This window comes from Gemmatimonadota bacterium (assembly GCA_041390105.1).
Lineage (GTDB): Bacteria > Gemmatimonadota > Gemmatimonadetes > Longimicrobiales > Gaopeijiaceae > JAGQIF01.
Window position 1 is genome coordinate 137,213 of record JAWKQO010000004.1, and the last position, 15,613, is coordinate 152,825.

The following is a 15,613-nucleotide window of genomic DNA, read 5'->3' on the forward strand; positions in this document are numbered from 1 at the left end:
GCTCTCTATCAGGCGTCCGCCCGTGCGTGCTCGTTCAGGAAGTCTTTCTCGATGATTCCGTCGCGCAGGTGGACCTGCCGGCGCGCATACTCCGCGATGTCGTGCTCGTGGGTCACGAGGATGATGGTTTGACCCTGCTCGTGCAGCCGAACCATGATCTCCATGATCTCTTCACTGGTCTTGGAGTCCAGGTTCCCGGTTGGCTCGTCCGCCAGAAGGATGGCGGGATCGTTCACCAGGGCGCGGGCGATGGCCACGCGCTGACGCTGCCCGCCGGACAGCTCCGGGGGGCGGTGCCCCATGCGATCCCCGAGGCCCACGAGGTCGAGCTTGGCCTCGGCCCGGACGCGCCGCTGCTTTGCGGGCACGCCGGCGTAGATGAGCGGCAACTCCACGTTCGCCAGCGAGGTGGCGCGCGGAAGCAGATTGAAGGTCTGGAAGACGAACCCGATGTCGCGGTTCCGCACCCGGGCGAGCTCGTCGTCCGTCAGTTCGCTCACCTTCTGGCCGTTCAGCCAATACTCGCCGCCACTCGGCGTGTCCAGGCACCCGATCATGTTCATGAACGTGGACTTCCCGCTGCCGGACGGTCCCATGATGGCCACGAAATCGCCGCGTTCCACCTTGAGATCCACCCCCCGCAGGGCGCGCACCGTCTCGGCACCCAGCACGTAATCCTTACGGAGCCCCCGAGTCTCGATCACCACCTCGCTCACAGTTCCCTCCCCAGGATCGACTCGAGCTCCGCCCGAGCAAGCAGATAGTCGTACCGCGCGAACACCTGGTTGGCCTCCGCTTCCTCCACGGCGATCTGACTCGTGATCAAGTCCAGGATCGTCGCGACGCCCACTCGGTAGCGCTCCTCGATCACCCGCAGATCTTCGGCGGCCACCAGGGCGGCCTCGTTGGCGATCTCGATCGCCTCCTCCGCCGTTCTCAGCGTCTGCAGGGCGCCATCGGCCGCCTCGCGTGCGCGCAGCTCCGCGTCCGTGCGAGCCAGACTGGACACCCGCGCACTCGCTTCCGCGCGGTCGATCTGCGACTCGCGAGCGAATCCGTTGAAGATCGGATAACTGGCGGACAATCGGAGGTTCCAGCTCGAATTGCCACCACTCAGCGCCGCCTGGTTGTTGTTCCAGGTCATGCCAGATGAGACGCTCAGGCTCGGGAACCACGCGGCCCGAGCCGAGCCCACACCGGCCTGGGCGGCGCGCTCGTCTGCCGCCGCCGCGATCACGTCCGGAGAGTTCTCCACGGCGATGCGGTAGATCTCCTGATCCCCGAGGGCGAGCGTAGCAGGCTCCAGCGTTGCCGGCTGCTCGGGCACCACCGGACCCTCGCTGCCGACCTGACGGCCGAGCGCGAATTGGGCCGCTCGGAGCGCGGCCCGCGCCTGCAGCTCGGCCTGGCGCGCGTTGGCCAGTTCCAGGCGCGCGCGCAGCGAGTCCGAGCGGGTGGCCGAGCCGAGCTCCACCCTCCGTCGGATGTTGGCCAGGCTTTCGTCGGCCCGCCGCACACGCGACTCCTGCACGACCAGCAACTCTCCCTGCCTGAGGGCCGCGAAGAAGCTGGACTTGGTCTGCAGGATCACGTCGAAGCGCTGGCGATCCTGCCGCGCCGTCGCGGCGGACACATCCGCGTTGGACAGCTCCAGCTGGCGCACATTGCGAAATCCGTCGAAGAGGTCGTACGACGCCGACAGCCCCGCGGAATAGGACGTCGAGCTCCCCTCCACCTGACGCTGGGTCGCCTGATCGAACCGCTGCGTGCTAGAGAGAGAAGCGCCCGAGGACGTTGCGATGCTGGGCAGGAACGATCCGATGGCAGTGCGCCGCCCGCTGGCCGCGTTCTCCACCGCCGCGCTGCTCTGCGCGTAGGCCGGGCTCCGGGTCAGCGCCCGCTCGATCGCCTCATCGAGGCTGATCGTCTCCTGTCCGAGGACCGGAACGGCGCCCACCACCGCCAGCAGCCACGCTCCTCCCCACCGCATCCAGGCTCTCTTCATGTCTCGTCTCCATCGACGCGCAACCGGGGCCTCGTGGACGACCTACGTCCCGGGCCCCGGATATGTTCGCCGCCTTCCCTGTCTGGCCTCAATGCCCCACCCCGGACGGAGGGCCTCCCCGCCGGGGCCGTAGGGCCTCCAGCTTGGTCCTCTGTTCGGCGGTGAGGACCTCGGAGGCCGCCTTGTCGTGTGGCTCCAGGGCTTTCCTCATCTCTTCCATGGTGGCCCGCATGGCCTGGCGCTGCTCCTCACTGGGCCGCTCGCCGGACCCACGCTGAGGGCGGCTCGCCTGCATCTCCTCGCGGAACGGGCGCACCGCTTCCTCGGCTTCTCCCCGGATCTCCTCCAGGCGCCCGACCTGGGCTTCACTCAGCCCGAGCTCGTCCTTGTGCTCCAGAGCCAACGCCGCCGCCCCCATTCCCATGGGGCCCGGCCCGCCACCCATGCGACCACGCGGCCCGGCCTGCCCCGCCAAGGGCACTGCCGTGCTCGCGACCATCAACCCCAACCCCAGCACCAAGGGCCACCGTCTCATCGCTCCACACTCCGGTTGGTGTCCATCCAAGGGGGAGACAGCCGCCCTGCCGCCACCGTTAGCCTGGAACGAAGAAGCGGTGGCGAACCCCAGCGAGGGGTCCACCACCGCTCCACGGGTCAGCGCGCCGACGCGGCCGCTCAGGCCGCGCCCTTCCAGCGCCCGTACGGCAAAGTGGGACGGGGTCGAACTCGCCCGCCCCAGATAAAGGCAGCGATCGCCGGTGTACGCTCGGCGTTTGCCTTGGAATCCGTGATCACGATGCCCCGGGCGTCGCCCCGGGCTGGCACTCTCCGGCCCTGTGCCGGTTCCGGCAGCGCATGCGCTTCGCCGGGACACTTCCCCACCATCCCCTCCCACTCCTTCCACGGTCGTCTCACCCGCCCCTCTCGGGAGCGAGGCCGGACCCCCGTCCGAACCGCTGCTGGTACACCTGGGGCGCCAGAAGTTCTACCCGGGCCTCACGAACGATCGGCGCCTTCCGGTGACGACGGCGGTCGGGCCCGGGCGAAGAGCTCCAGCAGGCGATCCGGGTCCAGGTCCTCCGGATTCTGGAAGGCTGACAACGTCACGCGCTCCTCGGAGCCGTCATCGGCGGTGAAGCAGAGCTCGGCCAGAGGCACGCCCCCGGTGCCCTGGTGGCTGCCCCGCACCGTGATCACCCAGCGCCGTTCGTCGGCAGAGAGCTCGACGCCGAGCTCCGGGGCGGCTGCCGCAGCGGGCAGGCCCTCCCGAACGGGCCGGGGAGCCATGCGGGCAGGCGGAAGGCTCGCGCCGCTACCCCCGCCGTCAACAGGCGCATCGGGCCCCGTCATTCTGCCCGCACCTCCGCCGACAAGGTGTCGCTCTCCCGCACGACCACCGAAACCAGACGCGCCGCTCCCGGAATCCGATCCACCAGCTTCCTCCAAAGGTGGTGGGCGAGCTCCTCGGTGGACGGCTGGGTGGCGCCTGTGCGAAAGGGCTCGATGACCTGATTGAGATCGCGCTGATCGAACGGCGCCCGGATCTGCTCCTCGAGCAGTAGGTCCAGGGCACCCAGGTCGACGAGGAACCCGGTCTCGGCCTCGACCTCGCCGCTCACCTTGACCTGGACTTCATAGTTGTGGCCGTGCGGATGCACGCCCGCCCCGAACACCTGCCGGTTGCGCTCCGCGCTCCAGTCGTCGCGGCCGTAGTGATGTCCAGCACTGAAGCGGACCGTCCGGGTCAAGATCGTGATCATCGCGCCGGCCAGGGGAGAGGTCTACACGAAGCTACCCCACCCACAGGTCCGCGGGAAACAGGAACCGCCCGCCGGCGAACCGGCGGGCGGTGGGGACCGGGACGGTCGGAAGCGCCAGAGGCGCCGATTGGGTGAGGGACCGCCCCAGGGTGGGTCTATGCCGAGATCACGGAGGGGTGATCATCGAGTAGTAGCTGGCCACGTTGAAGCCCGCCGGGTCGATCTCGTAGTACTGGGACCGAATGAAGTGGCCGGTGGTCGGGAAGTAGGGCGGCGGCTCCGAAGCCGCACAGGTGTCGTAGGAATACCGCTTCAGGTATCCCGTGCCGGTGGTAACGCCAACCGCGCCACGCGTGTTCTGGATGATGCCGCCGGTCAGGTAGATGCAGCCCCGCCCCCAGGCCGACGCCTCACAGGGCTCGGCGCTCGTGGAGCCGGTATTGTAGGACTCCACCGTGAAGTTGTTCAGCGCCAACACCACGCTGTGGATGAACTCGTCCTTGGTGTCGTCGTAGGTGAGGTAGGGATCACTCGTCGAGACGGGCCGCAGTGGCTGATTGAGCGCGTTGTCGCTGATGCGGACGTCGTCGCCGGAGAAGAGACCCGCGATGTCTTTGCAGGTCCCCAGACCGGGATCCGTGGCGTAGGTGAGATCATCCACGATGTTGATGTCGTCCGTGGCCGCGATGGTCAGGTGACCGCGAAGCACACCGCTGACGGCCACCTTCCCGTCCACGAAAACCACACCCTTGAAGTTCGGGTTGAAGGCGCGAGACAGGGGCCACAAGTAGGCGGCGTCCGCCGGCCGCGCCGCCGCTACCGCTGGAGCCACCGTACCGGGCCACGCCTGCCAGGCGCCCCCGTGGGGGACGGCGCCGATGAGCGCATTGAAGACGCCGCCGTTCAACGCCGGATCTCCACCCAGGTAGCAGCGACGTCGTGACGTCTTGAGGGAATCGCGCGCCGCGCTCGAGCCGACCGTTCCCTTGAGCCAGATCCCGGACCGGAAGGGATTGGCCATGCCGCCCGCGTGCATGCCGCAGGTCTCGCTGTCGTCCAGATCGCGATCGTTCACCCAGCCAGACGCGTAGTCCGCGTTGCCCGCCTGGTAGACCCGCATGAAGCCTTCGTTGTCGTCCGTGACATCGCCGTCGCCGTTGATGTCGATGGCCAGGAACTCGATGCGGGTGGTGGCCACGCCGCTTGCCCCGTTCGAGTTGCCGACCACGCGCGTGTTCCCGGCGATGGCCTGGTTGCGCAAGAGATTGAGGTCGGCGGTCGTGGGCATGGGAATCTCGGGCGCGTTCTCCGTATAGCCTTGATACCAGGTCCCGTACCCCGGATTCTGCACCGTCTTGGCGGTGCGCACGGTGCTGTAGAACGAGGCGCCCGTCGAGTGGATCTTGATGAAGTCGTTCGAGTGCACGGGGCCGAAGATCGCGTCACCGCCACCGAAGTAGATGTTGGACGGCTCGATGTCGGTGAAGTAGGCGAACTTGGCAAAGCTCTCCTGCGTGACCTCCGCCCTGCGGATCACTTTGCCGCCGCCGGCGTCCTCGACCATGGAGATGATCGTGCCGAACACGCCGTACTGCCCCGAGGTCACGCCGCTGGGGCCGACCCAGGTGGTGCGGGTCACTCCGGGCAATGTGCCGTGTATGGCGTCGCTCACCGGCGCAGCGCTCTCCAAAGCCGTGTACCCAGTGGTCGGGTAGTAGGACTTGTTGGCGTTGATCAGCGCACGGGCCTGCTCGAGTCCGGCGTCGGCGGCCGCTTCCAGCGTGCTGTGGCGATCGTAGTAGCGGTTGATCAGCGTATGGTTGGTGCCCACCAGCGCAGCGCCGGTGGCCAGCGCACCGACCGCCAACACGATGAACAGCGTGATCGCCATGGCGATCCCCTGCTCGTTGCTCTGGAGGCGGAAGTCCGTCTTCATGGTCATGGTCCTCGGTAAGGCCCCGTCAGTTCACCGTGACGGGTGCGGCTTCGAGCATCCCCGAGAGCTTCGGGGTGCAGTCCTGGGCGGCCACGGCGTAGATGTAGGTGTCGCCCACGGTCACGTTGGTGTCCAGGTAGCTGTAGGTGACTGCGCCGGCCGGAATGCTCACGAACGGGTCTCCCCACGGGTTCCCGGTGAGCCTCCGCCAGATGGTGTAGCGGATGACGTCCTGTTCGCCCATCGTCTCGTCGGTCGCTGGATTCCACTGCAGCAACACCGCGTCGACGCCACCCAGGGTATCCACATCGAAGGCGGCGAAGCCGGCCGTGCCCAGGATGGGGTCGTCCCCGCAGCTCTGCAGCCGCGGGTACTTGGAGTTGCGCATGTCGATCATCAAGGACAGATCGGCGGTGCGCTCCTCCGGGCCCGTGAGGCCGTTGGTGCCACGCACCTGGACGCGGACCGAACGGAAGAGATCCAGCTTGCCGGACTGGCCGGTGTCCGCCACCGACGCCTCCAACTTGGCCAGGTGCTTCAGGGGAAGCTGGGCGTTCGGAATGCTGTCGTTGAACGACGCGACGCCCACACTGTCCCGCTGGTAGAAGTACCGGAAGAACGGCTCGCTCCCCGCCTTGAGCAGGTTCCGCGAGACCAGCTCCGGTGGGTTCGAGTTGACCTTTCGGTAGAGAGCCCAGTCGTCGGAGCGCGTCGTGGCCGTGTCCTGTTCGAAGTAGAACATGATCACTTCGGCGGGGCTTGGGATCGCGCTCCCCGGAGGATCCTGGTACAGGGTGTCGCCCACCACGAACGACGTACCGGGAATCGTGACCGGCGTGCGCAAGGACGAGACCGTCCCGCTGGGGGCCCCCGGATCGTAGTAGACTGCCCCCAGGTTCCCGGAGACATTGGTCGCGTAGTCCGCCGAGAAGGCGAGGACGTTCTCGCCCGCATACAGCATCCAGGGCTGTCCGGGTGCCACGCCGGTGCCCGCCGTCTGGATATCCGTCTCCAGGCGATCGAGTGTGAAGCGCAGGTTCTGCAGCGCGGTCATGCGCTCGGCACCGCGGTAGAACGCCTTGCTCTGGGTGGCCATGAAGCCCATGGCGCCGGCCACGATGAAGGCGAAGATCGAGATCACGATCAGGATCTCGACCAGGGTCATGCCCCGCCGGTCCGTGGTCTGAAAGGTCTGATGCTGGTTCATGGGGCCCCCACGACCGACTCGCGCACGATGGTGTCTGCCAGGAGGGGCCCGAACACCGAGACGGTGACGCGCTTGTAGTCCATCTTGACCGGCCCGCCCACCGCCTGTTCGATGTGCGCGATGGCGGTGGTCCGCGTGAAGCCGGTCAGCCCCGGGAGATTGGTTTCGGACCCGACATAGATCGAGTCGAGAGCCGAGTATCTGGGATCCAGCACGATCTGTTGCAGCTTCTCCCCCGCAGCCTCGACGGCCAGAGCACGGAGCTCGGTGCTACCGGCGGTCTGGATCAGGCGTCCGGCGGAGGCAGCAATCCCCAGGATGGCCACCGTCAGGATGATCAAGGCGGTCATGAGCTCGACCAGCGTGAAGCCTTTCTGGTCCATCAGCACTTCTCCTCCCAGCTACCGGTTTTGTAGCTGAAGCAACGGATGCGTCCGGTGGCGCGCTCGATCTGGATGGCGCGCGCGTGCTCCGGGAAGGTGTTCCCGAGGGCGGCCTGCTTGGTGGTGATGTAGACCGTGCCCGCTTCGCTGGTGCTGCCGTTTCGGTAGAACCGCACCACCGGGAGGGAGCTGCCCCAGGTCTGGGTGAAGGTGACCGCCGAGGTAGCCCCGTTCAGAGTCGGCGCTCCACCCCGCCCGAACACCACACCTTGCTCGAACTCCACGACCCTCTGTTCCTCGTTGGTACCAAGCAGCTTGTCGTTGTCGGCGTCCAGATGGAGGATCAGGCGGTTCAGGGTCGTGTCGAAGACGTAGTTGACGTTGTGACCCCGCAGCAGCGCCGTCTGCTGGGCACCGTGGAGTCCGGTGCTGAGCTGGAGCGCCGCCGTATCCATCCGGTACTTGGCGAGGTCGATCCGCGGGCCGGCGATCCCGGCCACGATCCCGATCAAGGCCATGATCACGACCAGCTCCATGAGGGTGAAGCCTCGGGAGTGGCGCACAGCGTCTGGAACGGGGAGTCGCATCATATCCAGGGTGTCTTCCCGGCCGCATGAGCCGGGCAATTCGCGAAGCCTGTCCGACGTCTGCCGACGCCGGCGCCGTGGAAGGAGGCATGGACCAGGCCGCGCTCCGGGTGACGGACCCGGGACACAGCCCCCGGTGCCCCCGGCCGGACAATGTGACATAATCCAATGCAGAACAAAGAGTTAGAGACTTCGTTGCGCCGGGCCCGATGGTGTGTTCCCGGCGCGACGGCCGGCACGGCCTTGCCGGAGCAGCCGAAACTTTGTGCTGAGGGAGGGCCGGTCGGCGACGTCCGCGCCCAATCGACCGCCCTCCGGCTGGGGGCGGGTCCTTCGTTCGTGCGGCACCATCATTGCTGCCACCCCCGGGGAAAACCGGTTTTCTTCTTCAAGGGTGGACCGTCGGCCAAGGGCCCCGGTCGGTGGGAGCGTTTGTGAATCCGAGCAGTGCGGCACCGTCGACGCGGGAGATTCCAGCCAGCCTGCGCCGTGAGTTGTCCCAGCTCCTGGGGCTCAACGAGCACTTGTTGAGCGAACTGGAGCTGCTGCGCCGGGAGTTGGGCGCGCCGTTGACGGCGAATCTGCTCGATTCGATCCGGGGACAGTCCGACACTCCGGTGCCGCGCCTCTTCGAGGACGCGGCCCGGGCCATCGATCAGGCGCTCGAAGTCCTCAAGGCGTGCGATGCCGAGTTGCAGGCCCAGGTCCGCCGCCCGCTGGGGGCGGTCCACCTCGAGGGCCTCCCCGCCCTACCCCCGCGCCTGTCCCGCTTCCTGGCCGAGCGGCAGGACGTGCCAGGATTCCACTACGAGCTGCGCAGGGACCGCGTGCGCGGCTGGGTGGTGCATTGGAAGGAGTACGGGGCCGACGGCGCCCTCCGGGGAGCCGGTCAGTTCTACGAACGCCCCTACGCCTGGCTGGAGGACTGAGCAGCAGGTCGACCTCAGTCGATCGGGGAACCCGTCGGCTCGAGGGCACTCAGCGCGTCGTCGCCGTAGAACATACGGATGTACTTCCGCTGCGCAGGCGTAACCCGGCGGACAGCCCATACCAGGTGCACATAGTTGGGCTCGGCGGGTTGAGTGAGGAGCCGCATGCCCGCCTGGGTCGGAAGCCGGTCCGCTTTCCGGTTGTTACAGCTCGAGCAGGCCGTGACCACGTTCCCCCACGAGTTGTCCCCGCCCTGCGAGAGGGGAAGCACGTGGTCCCGGGTCAGGAACTGACGGCCCGCCAACTCCGATCGATGGCGACCGCAGTATTGGCACCGGTACTCGTCCCGGGCGAAGAGAAAGGTGTTCGTGACCTGCCTCCGGAAGCGGCGGGGCACGTGGACGAACCGCACCAACCGGATGACGACCGGCACCGGCAGCTGTTCGGTGGCCGAGCGGAACAACCGCGTAGGATCGGCCTCCAGCACCTCAGCCTTGTCATCCAGTACGAGACGAACCGCTCGCCGAGCAGGAACGATGGTGAGCGGCTCGTAAGACGCGTTCAGCGCCAGGCACATCATGACCTGAAAATACAGGGGCGCTGCCAGCCTCAGCAACGCAGGCCGGTCACAGCAGGGCGACGGGATCCCGGTCGACGACCACGCGCACGTCCCCTGGCGCCTCCTCTCCCGCCTCCAGGAGCGCATGCGCGGCACGCCCCAGATCGGCGGCCGGTCCGCGAAGCAGGAAGTGCCAACGCCAGCGGCCGTGCAGTCGTTCGATCGGCGCCGGGGCTGGGCCAGTGAGCCGCAAGCCGGGGTAGCGTCCGGCCGCCAACCACCCCAACACCCGATCGGCCAGTCGCTCCGCCTCCTCGGCCGCCTTGGGCTGATCGGGACTGCTGATCACCACGTTGATCAGGCGGACGAAGGGCGGGTAGCCGGCCGTGCTCCGTTCCACCAGCTCACGCGCCGCGAACGCTTCGAAATCGTGGCGTAGGGCCGCCTGTACCACGTAGTGCTCGGGCACCGCGCTCTGGATCAGGACCTGACCGCCCTTGGTCCCCCGACCGGCCCGCCCCGCAACCTGGCTGAGCAATTGAAACGTACGCTCACTGGCCCTGAAGTCGGGGAGGTGGAGCCCGACGTCCGCGTTGATGACCCCGACGAGCGTCACGTTCGGGAAGTCCAGCCCCTTCGCGATCATCTGGGTGCCCAGGAGAATGTCGACCTCTCCCTTGCCCACCCGCTCCAGGATCCGGTGGTGCGCCCACTTCCCACCCGTGGTGTCGAGGTCCATGCGAGCGATCCGCGCACCGGGGAAGGTCTGGGCCACGACGCGCTCGACCTGTTCCGTACCGATGCCGCGGTAGCCCAACTCTCCTTCGCGACAGCGTGGACACGTGCGCGGAGCCTCCTCCTCCCGGCCGCAGTGGTGACACACCACCCTGCCCCGCGCCCGATGAAACGTCATCGAGACGGAGCAGTCCTCGCACTCGGCGACGTAGCCGCACGCTTCGCATTGCAGGAAGCTGGAGTAGCCACGTCGGTTCAACAGCAGGATGGACTGTTCCTCGCGCTGTAGGCGCGTCCGCACGGCGACGATAAGAGGAGGCGAGAGTACCAGGCCGCCTTCCCCCCGGGCTGGGACCTCCTCGTCGGGAGGGGCGCGTCGCCTCCCCTCGGCCTCCTTCTTCACGCGGAGATCGATCACCTCCACCGGAGGCAAGGCTCCTCCCGAGACCCGTTCGGGCAGGCTGAGCTTGTGGTACTTGCTCCGCTCCGCGTTGACCCAGGTCTCGAGCGACGGCGTCGCACTCCCCAGGACGCAGACGGCCCCCTCCAGGCGCGCACGCACCACGGCCACGTCGCGCGCATGATAGCGCGGGGTTTCGGATTGCTTGTAGCTCCCGTCGTGCTCCTCGTCGACCACCACCACGCCCAGTCGTTCGATGGGTGCGAAGATGGCGGAGCGGGCGCCCACCGCGATCCGCTTGCGTCCCTCCCTGAGCGCGCGCCAGGCGTCGTAGCGCTCGCCGTCCGACAGCCCCGAGTGCAAGACGGCCACGCTGTCGCCGAAGCGGCCCCGAAAGCGTGCCACTGTTTGGGGGGTGAGCCCGATCTCGGGTACCAGCACGATCGCACCGCGGCCCTGCTCGAGGGCGCGAGCCAGGAGCTCGATGTAGACCAGCGTTTTCCCCGACCCTGTGATGCCGTGCAGCAGGAAAGGGGCCGGGTCGGGGCGCCCCAAGCCTTCGACCAACGCGCCGAGCACCTCCGCCTGGCGCGTGGTCGGTGTCAGCGCCGCCGTCGGCTCGACAGGCAGGTCCGAGAAGGGGTCGCGCTCGCGTTCGACGTCCATCGCGCTGGCGATCCCACGCGCCACCAGCGCCCGCGCCGCTGCCGCCAGTCCGTCGGCCGCCAGCGTGCCCAGGTCCAGCTCCCCTCCGGCCTCTTCCAGGCGTCGGTAGGCCTCGCGCTGTCTGGGCGCCCGGGACAACACCTGCTCGCGCGTGTCCAGGGTCTCCAGCCACTGTTCCAGGCGGATCACCCGTCGGGTCTGCGCCGCGGGCTCGCGTGGCGTGCTCACCGAGTGGTGGGCCAACCCTCGGCCGACCAGCTGGCGAACCTCCGGCCAGATGGATCCCAGACCCAACTCCTTGCCGAGGGCCGGGACCGTGCGTGCACCGGAGGCAGCGCGCAACGCATCGAACACGCGCAGGGCTCTACCGCCCAGGTCGCCCGGTCTACGCGTGTCGGGATGCACGAGCACCAGATCGCGCGAGTGGTCGGACAAGAGCACGGGCAGCGCCGATCTCAGCACCAGACCGAGAGGCGCGACGTAGTACTCGGCGATCCAGCGACTCAACTCCAGGAGCGGCACCGTCAGCGCGGGCCGGTCGCCATCGAGAACGTCCACCACCGTCCGCAGCCCGCGGGGACGCTCGCGCACGTCGGTGTCCACCACCCAGCCCACCCGCAGCGCGCGGCGAAACGGCACCAATACCCGCGCCCCCAGCGGCGCTGGGGCGTCGTCCGGGAGCGCGTACGTGAACGTGCGATCGAGAGGAAGGGGCAGCGCCACGTCCACCAATCGGGACGGAGGAGCTACCGAAAGGGAGGTCTGCCCGGGAGACCCCACTGCAGTGGCTAGGGAAGCAGGAAGACGTCCCGCTGAGGATCGGGGGTCGTCACCTCCGGCCCCCCTTCGCCCCAGAAGACATCGACCTCGGAGCGAACGCCCAGGATCTCGGGGATGTAGATCCCCGGCTCCACGGAGAAGCCCACGCCGGGGAGCAGCTCGCGATCGTCGCGGCTCTCCAGGTTGTCGAGGTTGGGCCCGCTCCCGTGCAGGTCGCGGTCGATGGAGTGTCCAGTACGATGGACGAAGCGCGGTCCGTACCCGGCTTCCTCGATCACCCGACGAGCGACGTCGTCCACCTCGTATCCCCGGACCTCCTCACCGGCCGTATAGCGCGCCTGGAGGAAGCGTACCGCCGCCTCGCGTGCGTCGCGCACCGCGGTCCACACCCGTGCCACGTCATCCGGAAGCGGGGCCCCGTAGAACGCCATCCAGGTCTGATCCGCCGGCACCGCCTCGTGCGAGGTTCGACCCCACAGGTCGATGAGCAGCACGTCCCCGGAGCGGATTGGCTCACCGACGGCGCCCGGGTCGTAGTGAGGATCCGAGGCCCGGGGCCCGATCGCCACGATGCACCCCACGTCGACGCCCACCCCGGCCTCGGCCAGCTCGGCGCGGATCCACTGCGCGAGCGCGCCCTCCGTGGTCGGGGACCCGGAGCGTTGGGCGTCGCGGGCCCGTTCGAACGCCGCCCGGGCCACCCGCCGCAACACTTGGGCGGCCTTCCGGTGCTCGTGCAATTGCTCCGTGGACCAGCGTGCGTAGAACTGGCTGACCAGGTCCCCCGAGCTGAGGATCTCGACGCCGGCTTCGCGGACCAGCTCGACAATGCCCATGGGCACCCGGTCGAGCGTCGGAACGGCGGAGCGGGACGAGACCTCCATCGCCACGCGCTTGACCCCGGACAACAGTTCGCCCAACGCCGTTTCCAACTCCCTCCAACCGGAGTAGAAGCGCGCCTGCCACGGCCAATGCTGCCACTGGACCCGCTCGATGGCGTGGATCAGCGCCACCGGCTCCCCCTCGGCGGGAATCAGCGCGAAGCCCCTACGAGTGGTCCAGGGAATGGACAACAGCGACGCAGCCACGGGATTCGAGCCGCGGAACTCGAACAGGAGCCACCCGTCCATACCGCGCTCGCGCAGCGCGGTCTGGATGGCCTCGACGCCCTCCGGGCGCAGCACCAGTCCATCACTCATGAGGCCTCTACGCGTTGCCGAAGAGAGGGAGGTCGGACACGTCGGAGGGACGGGTCCCCATACGGTCCGAGGCCGGTGCCGCAATCGGTGCCACGGTGGCGAGCCCGGTGCGGGTGCCCTCCAGCACGACGAGGGTCAACAGCTTCTCACGGGCGAGCAACCGGTGCAGGCGAGATCCCTCTCCCCAGACGCCCAGCGCGCCGCGGAGCCCCCACCGCTTGAACGCCCGCCGCGACACGTCGATGCGCTCGCGCCAGGAGAGCCGGACGGCCAGATCGGGGAAGGGCTCGACCGCTTCGCTTCGCAGCGCCGTCCGTCCGTCGGACCAGTCCTCCGCGTGGATCGACTCGATCCCGGCGTCGGACAACACGCGCTTCCACTCCACGAGAGCGAGAGGAGAGAACCCGAGCAGTCGTTCGATGCGACGGCGTCGGGCGGGAGCCACGGGCGCGGTCCACGCCAGCTGAATCAGTACCACGCTGCCACCCGGCCGCGTCACTCGCGCGATCTCGGCCACCGCATCCTCGGGGCGTGACCCCGCCGTGGTGCCGAGCCCTCCGATGCTGACGTCGAAGATGCCGTCCCGATACGGGAGGGCGTCCATGGGGGCGACCTGAACGTGCATGCGGTCTGCCAGCCCCGCCTCGCGGGCCCGTGCTTCCGCCCGCTCCACTGCGTGGGTGTCGACGTCCACGCCCGAGCCGTGGACGCCGAAGGTCTCCACCAGGAACTGGAGCCCGAACGCCGTTCCGCAGCCCACGTCCAACACGTCCTGGCCGGACGTCAGGCCCGCCAGCAGCGCGGCGTGGCGATACAGGGCTGCGCCGCCCGGAGGTCCCACCTCACGGGCGGCCAACCCGATCAGATCGCGGGCGGACGGCCCGGCCGGGATCTCCCGGCCGTTCGGGTCGAGACTGGAGGACATTCGGGAAATCTACGGGTCCCGGAGTCGCCGGGTCAATAAACCTCGAAGGTGTCCCGCTCCGCCTTTTCCAGCTGCGCGAGCGCCTCCTGCACCCGGCGCTCCTCCTCTTCGTCCAACTCCGGCAACTGCTCGGGGTTCCGGTCCCGCAGGTGCCGAAGCACCAGCGCGACGATGAGCAGCCCGCTGAGGAGGGCGAAGGGTGGGATGATCCAAGCGAGAAGCCCCTGACCCCGGCTCTTGGGGTAGGCACGGTACTCCTCCCCGATCTGGGCGAGCACGGCCTCCACGATGGAGTCGGCCGGCTCCCCACGAGCCGCGCGCGCTCCGATGGAGTCCCGCAACACGGCCGCCTGGGGTGAGGGACAGACCTCGAGCATCAACCCGGGGCAGTACGGCGAGCGGATCCGGCCGATGGCGCGGTCCGCCACGTCCGGGTTCGGGCGGGCCACCTGCGCTTCGGGCGCTTGCGCGAGCGCCGGCGAGGCCACGGCCACCCAGGCCAACAGTGTCAGCAGGACCCTGCTTCTCCGCGTCATTCTCGGCTTCCTCCAGGTGCGGACCGCGCGGCCAACGCGCGCAGCACTGCGACTGCGCCGGCTCCGGTGCGGGCGGGATCGTAACCGCCTTCCAGCAGCGCCACCACCCTACCCTCGCACCAGTCGCCCGCCCGGTCCAGAAGCGAGCGCGTCATCTCATACAGGTCGACCGGCTCCAGGTTCAGATCCCCCAGGGGATCACCTCGCATACAGTCGAACCCGGCGGAGACCAGTACGAAGTCCGGTTGGAAGCGCTCCCCGATGCTGTCGAGGGCCCGCTCCCACGCCAGGCGATGCTCCGCCGCCGAGGTGCCGGGCGCCAGGGGCACGTTGAGCGTGGTGCCCTCTCCCGCTCCCCGTCCCCGCTCGTGCGCGGCGCCGCTGCCGGGCCAGTGCGGAAACTGATGCAACGAACAGAAGAAGACGCTGCCGTCTTCGTAGAAGATGTCCTGGGTGCCGTTCCCGTGGTGCACGTCCCAGTCCAGGATCAGTACACGCTCCGCATGCCCGTGCTCCTGGAGCCAGCGGGCCGTGATCGCCACGGAGTTGAAGAGGCAGAACCCCATGGCCCGACTCGGGGTGGCGTGATGCCCCGGCGGGCGCGCCGCCACGAACGCGCCGCTCAGTGCGCTGCGCGCAACCGCGTGCGCGGCTTCGATGGCGCAGCCGGCGCTGCCCAGTGCAGCCTCCCAGGAGGCCTCCGAGACCCGTGTGTCCGGGTCCAGGGAGACGAGGGTCTGCTCGATCCGCGCCCGCTCACAGGCCGCACGTACGCGATCGACGTGCGGCTGCGCGTGCACACGCAGAAGGTCGGCCACCGTGGCCAGGCTGCCTTCGCGCTGCTCCACGTGTCCATGCAACTCGAGGAGATCACGACCCACCGTCGACGCCAGGGCCCGCAGGCGACCCTGGTGCTCTGGGTGCCCCCAACCGGTGTCATGCAGGGCCGAGGCCGGGTGGAGGTAGAACCCGGTGGGCTGCGCACCGGCGCTCATGGGTCCTGGC

16 protein-coding genes are annotated in these 15,613 nt (G+C 68.5%); 1 reads left to right on the plus strand and 15 read right to left on the minus strand.

The genetic code is table 11. The features are described 5' to 3' along the window. Positions 1-8: 8 nt before the first annotated feature. The 9 genes from R3E10_17245 to R3E10_17285 all read right to left on the minus strand — a co-directional run bounded on the left by R3E10_17245 (position 9) and on the right by R3E10_17285 (position 7,881). Positions 9-716: an ABC transporter ATP-binding protein gene (locus tag R3E10_17245; protein MEZ4417503.1), complete on the minus strand. Its 708-nt coding sequence runs from the start codon at positions 714-716 to the stop codon at positions 9-11. Beyond that, positions 713-2,005, minus strand: coding sequence for a TolC family protein (locus R3E10_17250; protein ID MEZ4417504.1), 1,293 nt, complete (start codon positions 2,003-2,005; stop codon positions 713-715). The genes R3E10_17245 and R3E10_17250 overlap by 4 nt, the downstream gene beginning before the upstream one ends. 88 nt (positions 2,006-2,093) lie before the next feature. Continuing rightward, a complete protein-coding gene (locus tag R3E10_17255; protein MEZ4417505.1) occupies positions 2,094-2,540 on the minus strand; it encodes a Spy/CpxP family protein refolding chaperone in 447 nt (148 codons plus the stop codon). 461 nt (positions 2,541-3,001) lie between these two features. Next, a complete protein-coding gene (locus R3E10_17260; GenBank protein ID MEZ4417506.1) occupies positions 3,002-3,355 on the minus strand; it encodes a hypothetical protein in 354 nt (117 codons plus the stop codon). Beyond that, on the minus strand, positions 3,352-3,753 hold the full coding sequence (locus R3E10_17265; protein ID MEZ4417507.1) for a 6-carboxytetrahydropterin synthase: 402 nt from the start codon (positions 3,751-3,753) through the stop codon (positions 3,352-3,354). The genes R3E10_17260 and R3E10_17265 overlap by 4 nt, the downstream gene beginning before the upstream one ends. Positions 3,754-3,931: 178 nt before the next feature. Next, positions 3,932-5,707, minus strand: coding sequence for a hypothetical protein (locus R3E10_17270; GenBank protein ID MEZ4417508.1), 1,776 nt, complete (start codon positions 5,705-5,707; stop codon positions 3,932-3,934). Between the two features lie 19 nt (positions 5,708-5,726). Beyond that, positions 5,727-6,908 carry a type II secretion system protein gene (locus R3E10_17275; GenBank protein ID MEZ4417509.1) on the minus strand — a complete coding sequence of 394 codons (1,182 nt, stop codon included), beginning with the start codon at positions 6,906-6,908 and terminating at the stop codon, positions 5,727-5,729. Continuing rightward, on the minus strand, positions 6,905-7,291 hold the full coding sequence (locus R3E10_17280) for a prepilin-type N-terminal cleavage/methylation domain-containing protein (GenBank protein MEZ4417510.1): 387 nt from the start codon (positions 7,289-7,291) through the stop codon (positions 6,905-6,907). The genes R3E10_17275 and R3E10_17280 overlap by 4 nt, the downstream gene beginning before the upstream one ends. Next, positions 7,291-7,881: a prepilin-type N-terminal cleavage/methylation domain-containing protein gene (locus R3E10_17285; GenBank protein ID MEZ4417511.1), complete on the minus strand. Its 591-nt coding sequence runs from the start codon at positions 7,879-7,881 to the stop codon at positions 7,291-7,293. The genes R3E10_17280 and R3E10_17285 overlap by 1 nt, the downstream gene beginning before the upstream one ends. Positions 7,882-8,312: 431 nt before the next feature. Between R3E10_17285 and R3E10_17290 the strand changes: the two genes are divergently transcribed. Continuing rightward, complete coding sequence (locus R3E10_17290; protein ID MEZ4417512.1) at positions 8,313-8,807, plus strand: hypothetical protein; 495 nt, start codon at positions 8,313-8,315, stop codon at positions 8,805-8,807. Positions 8,808-8,821: 14 nt separating this feature from the next. On the opposite strand, the gene R3E10_17295 is transcribed toward R3E10_17290, so the two are convergent. From R3E10_17295 to R3E10_17320, 6 genes are all read right to left on the minus strand, one after another. Next, positions 8,822-9,424: an HNH endonuclease gene (locus R3E10_17295; protein ID MEZ4417513.1), complete on the minus strand. Its 603-nt coding sequence runs from the start codon at positions 9,422-9,424 to the stop codon at positions 8,822-8,824. Between the two features lie 10 nt (positions 9,425-9,434). Then, positions 9,435-11,891: a primosomal protein N' gene (gene priA, locus R3E10_17300; GenBank protein ID MEZ4417514.1), complete on the minus strand. Its 2,457-nt coding sequence runs from the start codon at positions 11,889-11,891 to the stop codon at positions 9,435-9,437. A gap of 65 nt (positions 11,892-11,956) precedes the next feature. Next, positions 11,957-13,147 (minus strand): Xaa-Pro peptidase family protein, encoded by a 1,191-nt coding sequence (locus R3E10_17305; protein ID MEZ4417515.1) that lies wholly within the window; start codon positions 13,145-13,147, stop codon positions 11,957-11,959. Positions 13,148-13,154: 7 nt separating this feature from the next. After that, complete coding sequence (locus R3E10_17310; GenBank protein MEZ4417516.1) at positions 13,155-14,072, minus strand: methyltransferase domain-containing protein; 918 nt, start codon at positions 14,070-14,072, stop codon at positions 13,155-13,157. A 32-nt stretch (positions 14,073-14,104) separates the two neighbouring features. Then, positions 14,105-14,608 (minus strand): cytochrome c-type biogenesis protein CcmH, encoded by a 504-nt coding sequence (locus tag R3E10_17315; protein ID MEZ4417517.1) that lies wholly within the window; start codon positions 14,606-14,608, stop codon positions 14,105-14,107. Next, positions 14,605-15,603: a histone deacetylase gene (locus R3E10_17320; GenBank protein ID MEZ4417518.1), complete on the minus strand. Its 999-nt coding sequence runs from the start codon at positions 15,601-15,603 to the stop codon at positions 14,605-14,607. The genes R3E10_17315 and R3E10_17320 overlap by 4 nt, the downstream gene beginning before the upstream one ends. Between the last annotated feature and the right edge of the window lie 10 nt (positions 15,604-15,613).

What these genes read in the sequence shown, in the direction of transcription:
- R3E10_17270 (MEZ4417508.1), bottom strand. Translation starts at nt 5,707, where the DNA reads ATGACCATGAAGACGGACTTCCGCCTCCAGAGCAACGAGCAGGGGATC.
- R3E10_17260 (MEZ4417506.1), bottom strand. Translation starts at nt 3,355, where the DNA reads ATGACGGGGCCCGATGCGCCTGTTGACGGCGGGGGTAGCGGCGCGAGC.
- R3E10_17275 (MEZ4417509.1), bottom strand. Translation starts at nt 6,908, where the DNA reads ATGAACCAGCATCAGACCTTTCAGACCACGGACCGGCGGGGCATGACC.
- R3E10_17255 (MEZ4417505.1), bottom strand. Translation starts at nt 2,540, where the DNA reads ATGAGACGGTGGCCCTTGGTGCTGGGGTTGGGGTTGATGGTCGCGAGC.
- R3E10_17310 (MEZ4417516.1), bottom strand. Translation starts at nt 14,072, where the DNA reads ATGTCCTCCAGTCTCGACCCGAACGGCCGGGAGATCCCGGCCGGGCCG.
- R3E10_17320 (MEZ4417518.1), bottom strand. Translation starts at nt 15,603, where the DNA reads ATGAGCGCCGGTGCGCAGCCCACCGGGTTCTACCTCCACCCGGCCTCG.
- R3E10_17285 (MEZ4417511.1), bottom strand. Translation starts at nt 7,881, where the DNA reads ATGATGCGACTCCCCGTTCCAGACGCTGTGCGCCACTCCCGAGGCTTC.
- R3E10_17280 (MEZ4417510.1), bottom strand. Translation starts at nt 7,291, where the DNA reads ATGGACCAGAAAGGCTTCACGCTGGTCGAGCTCATGACCGCCTTGATC.
- R3E10_17315 (MEZ4417517.1), bottom strand. Translation starts at nt 14,608, where the DNA reads ATGACGCGGAGAAGCAGGGTCCTGCTGACACTGTTGGCCTGGGTGGCC.
- R3E10_17305 (MEZ4417515.1), bottom strand. Translation starts at nt 13,147, where the DNA reads ATGAGTGATGGACTGGTGCTGCGCCCGGAGGGCGTCGAGGCCATCCAG.
- R3E10_17250 (MEZ4417504.1), bottom strand. Translation starts at nt 2,005, where the DNA reads ATGAAGAGAGCCTGGATGCGGTGGGGAGGAGCGTGGCTGCTGGCGGTG.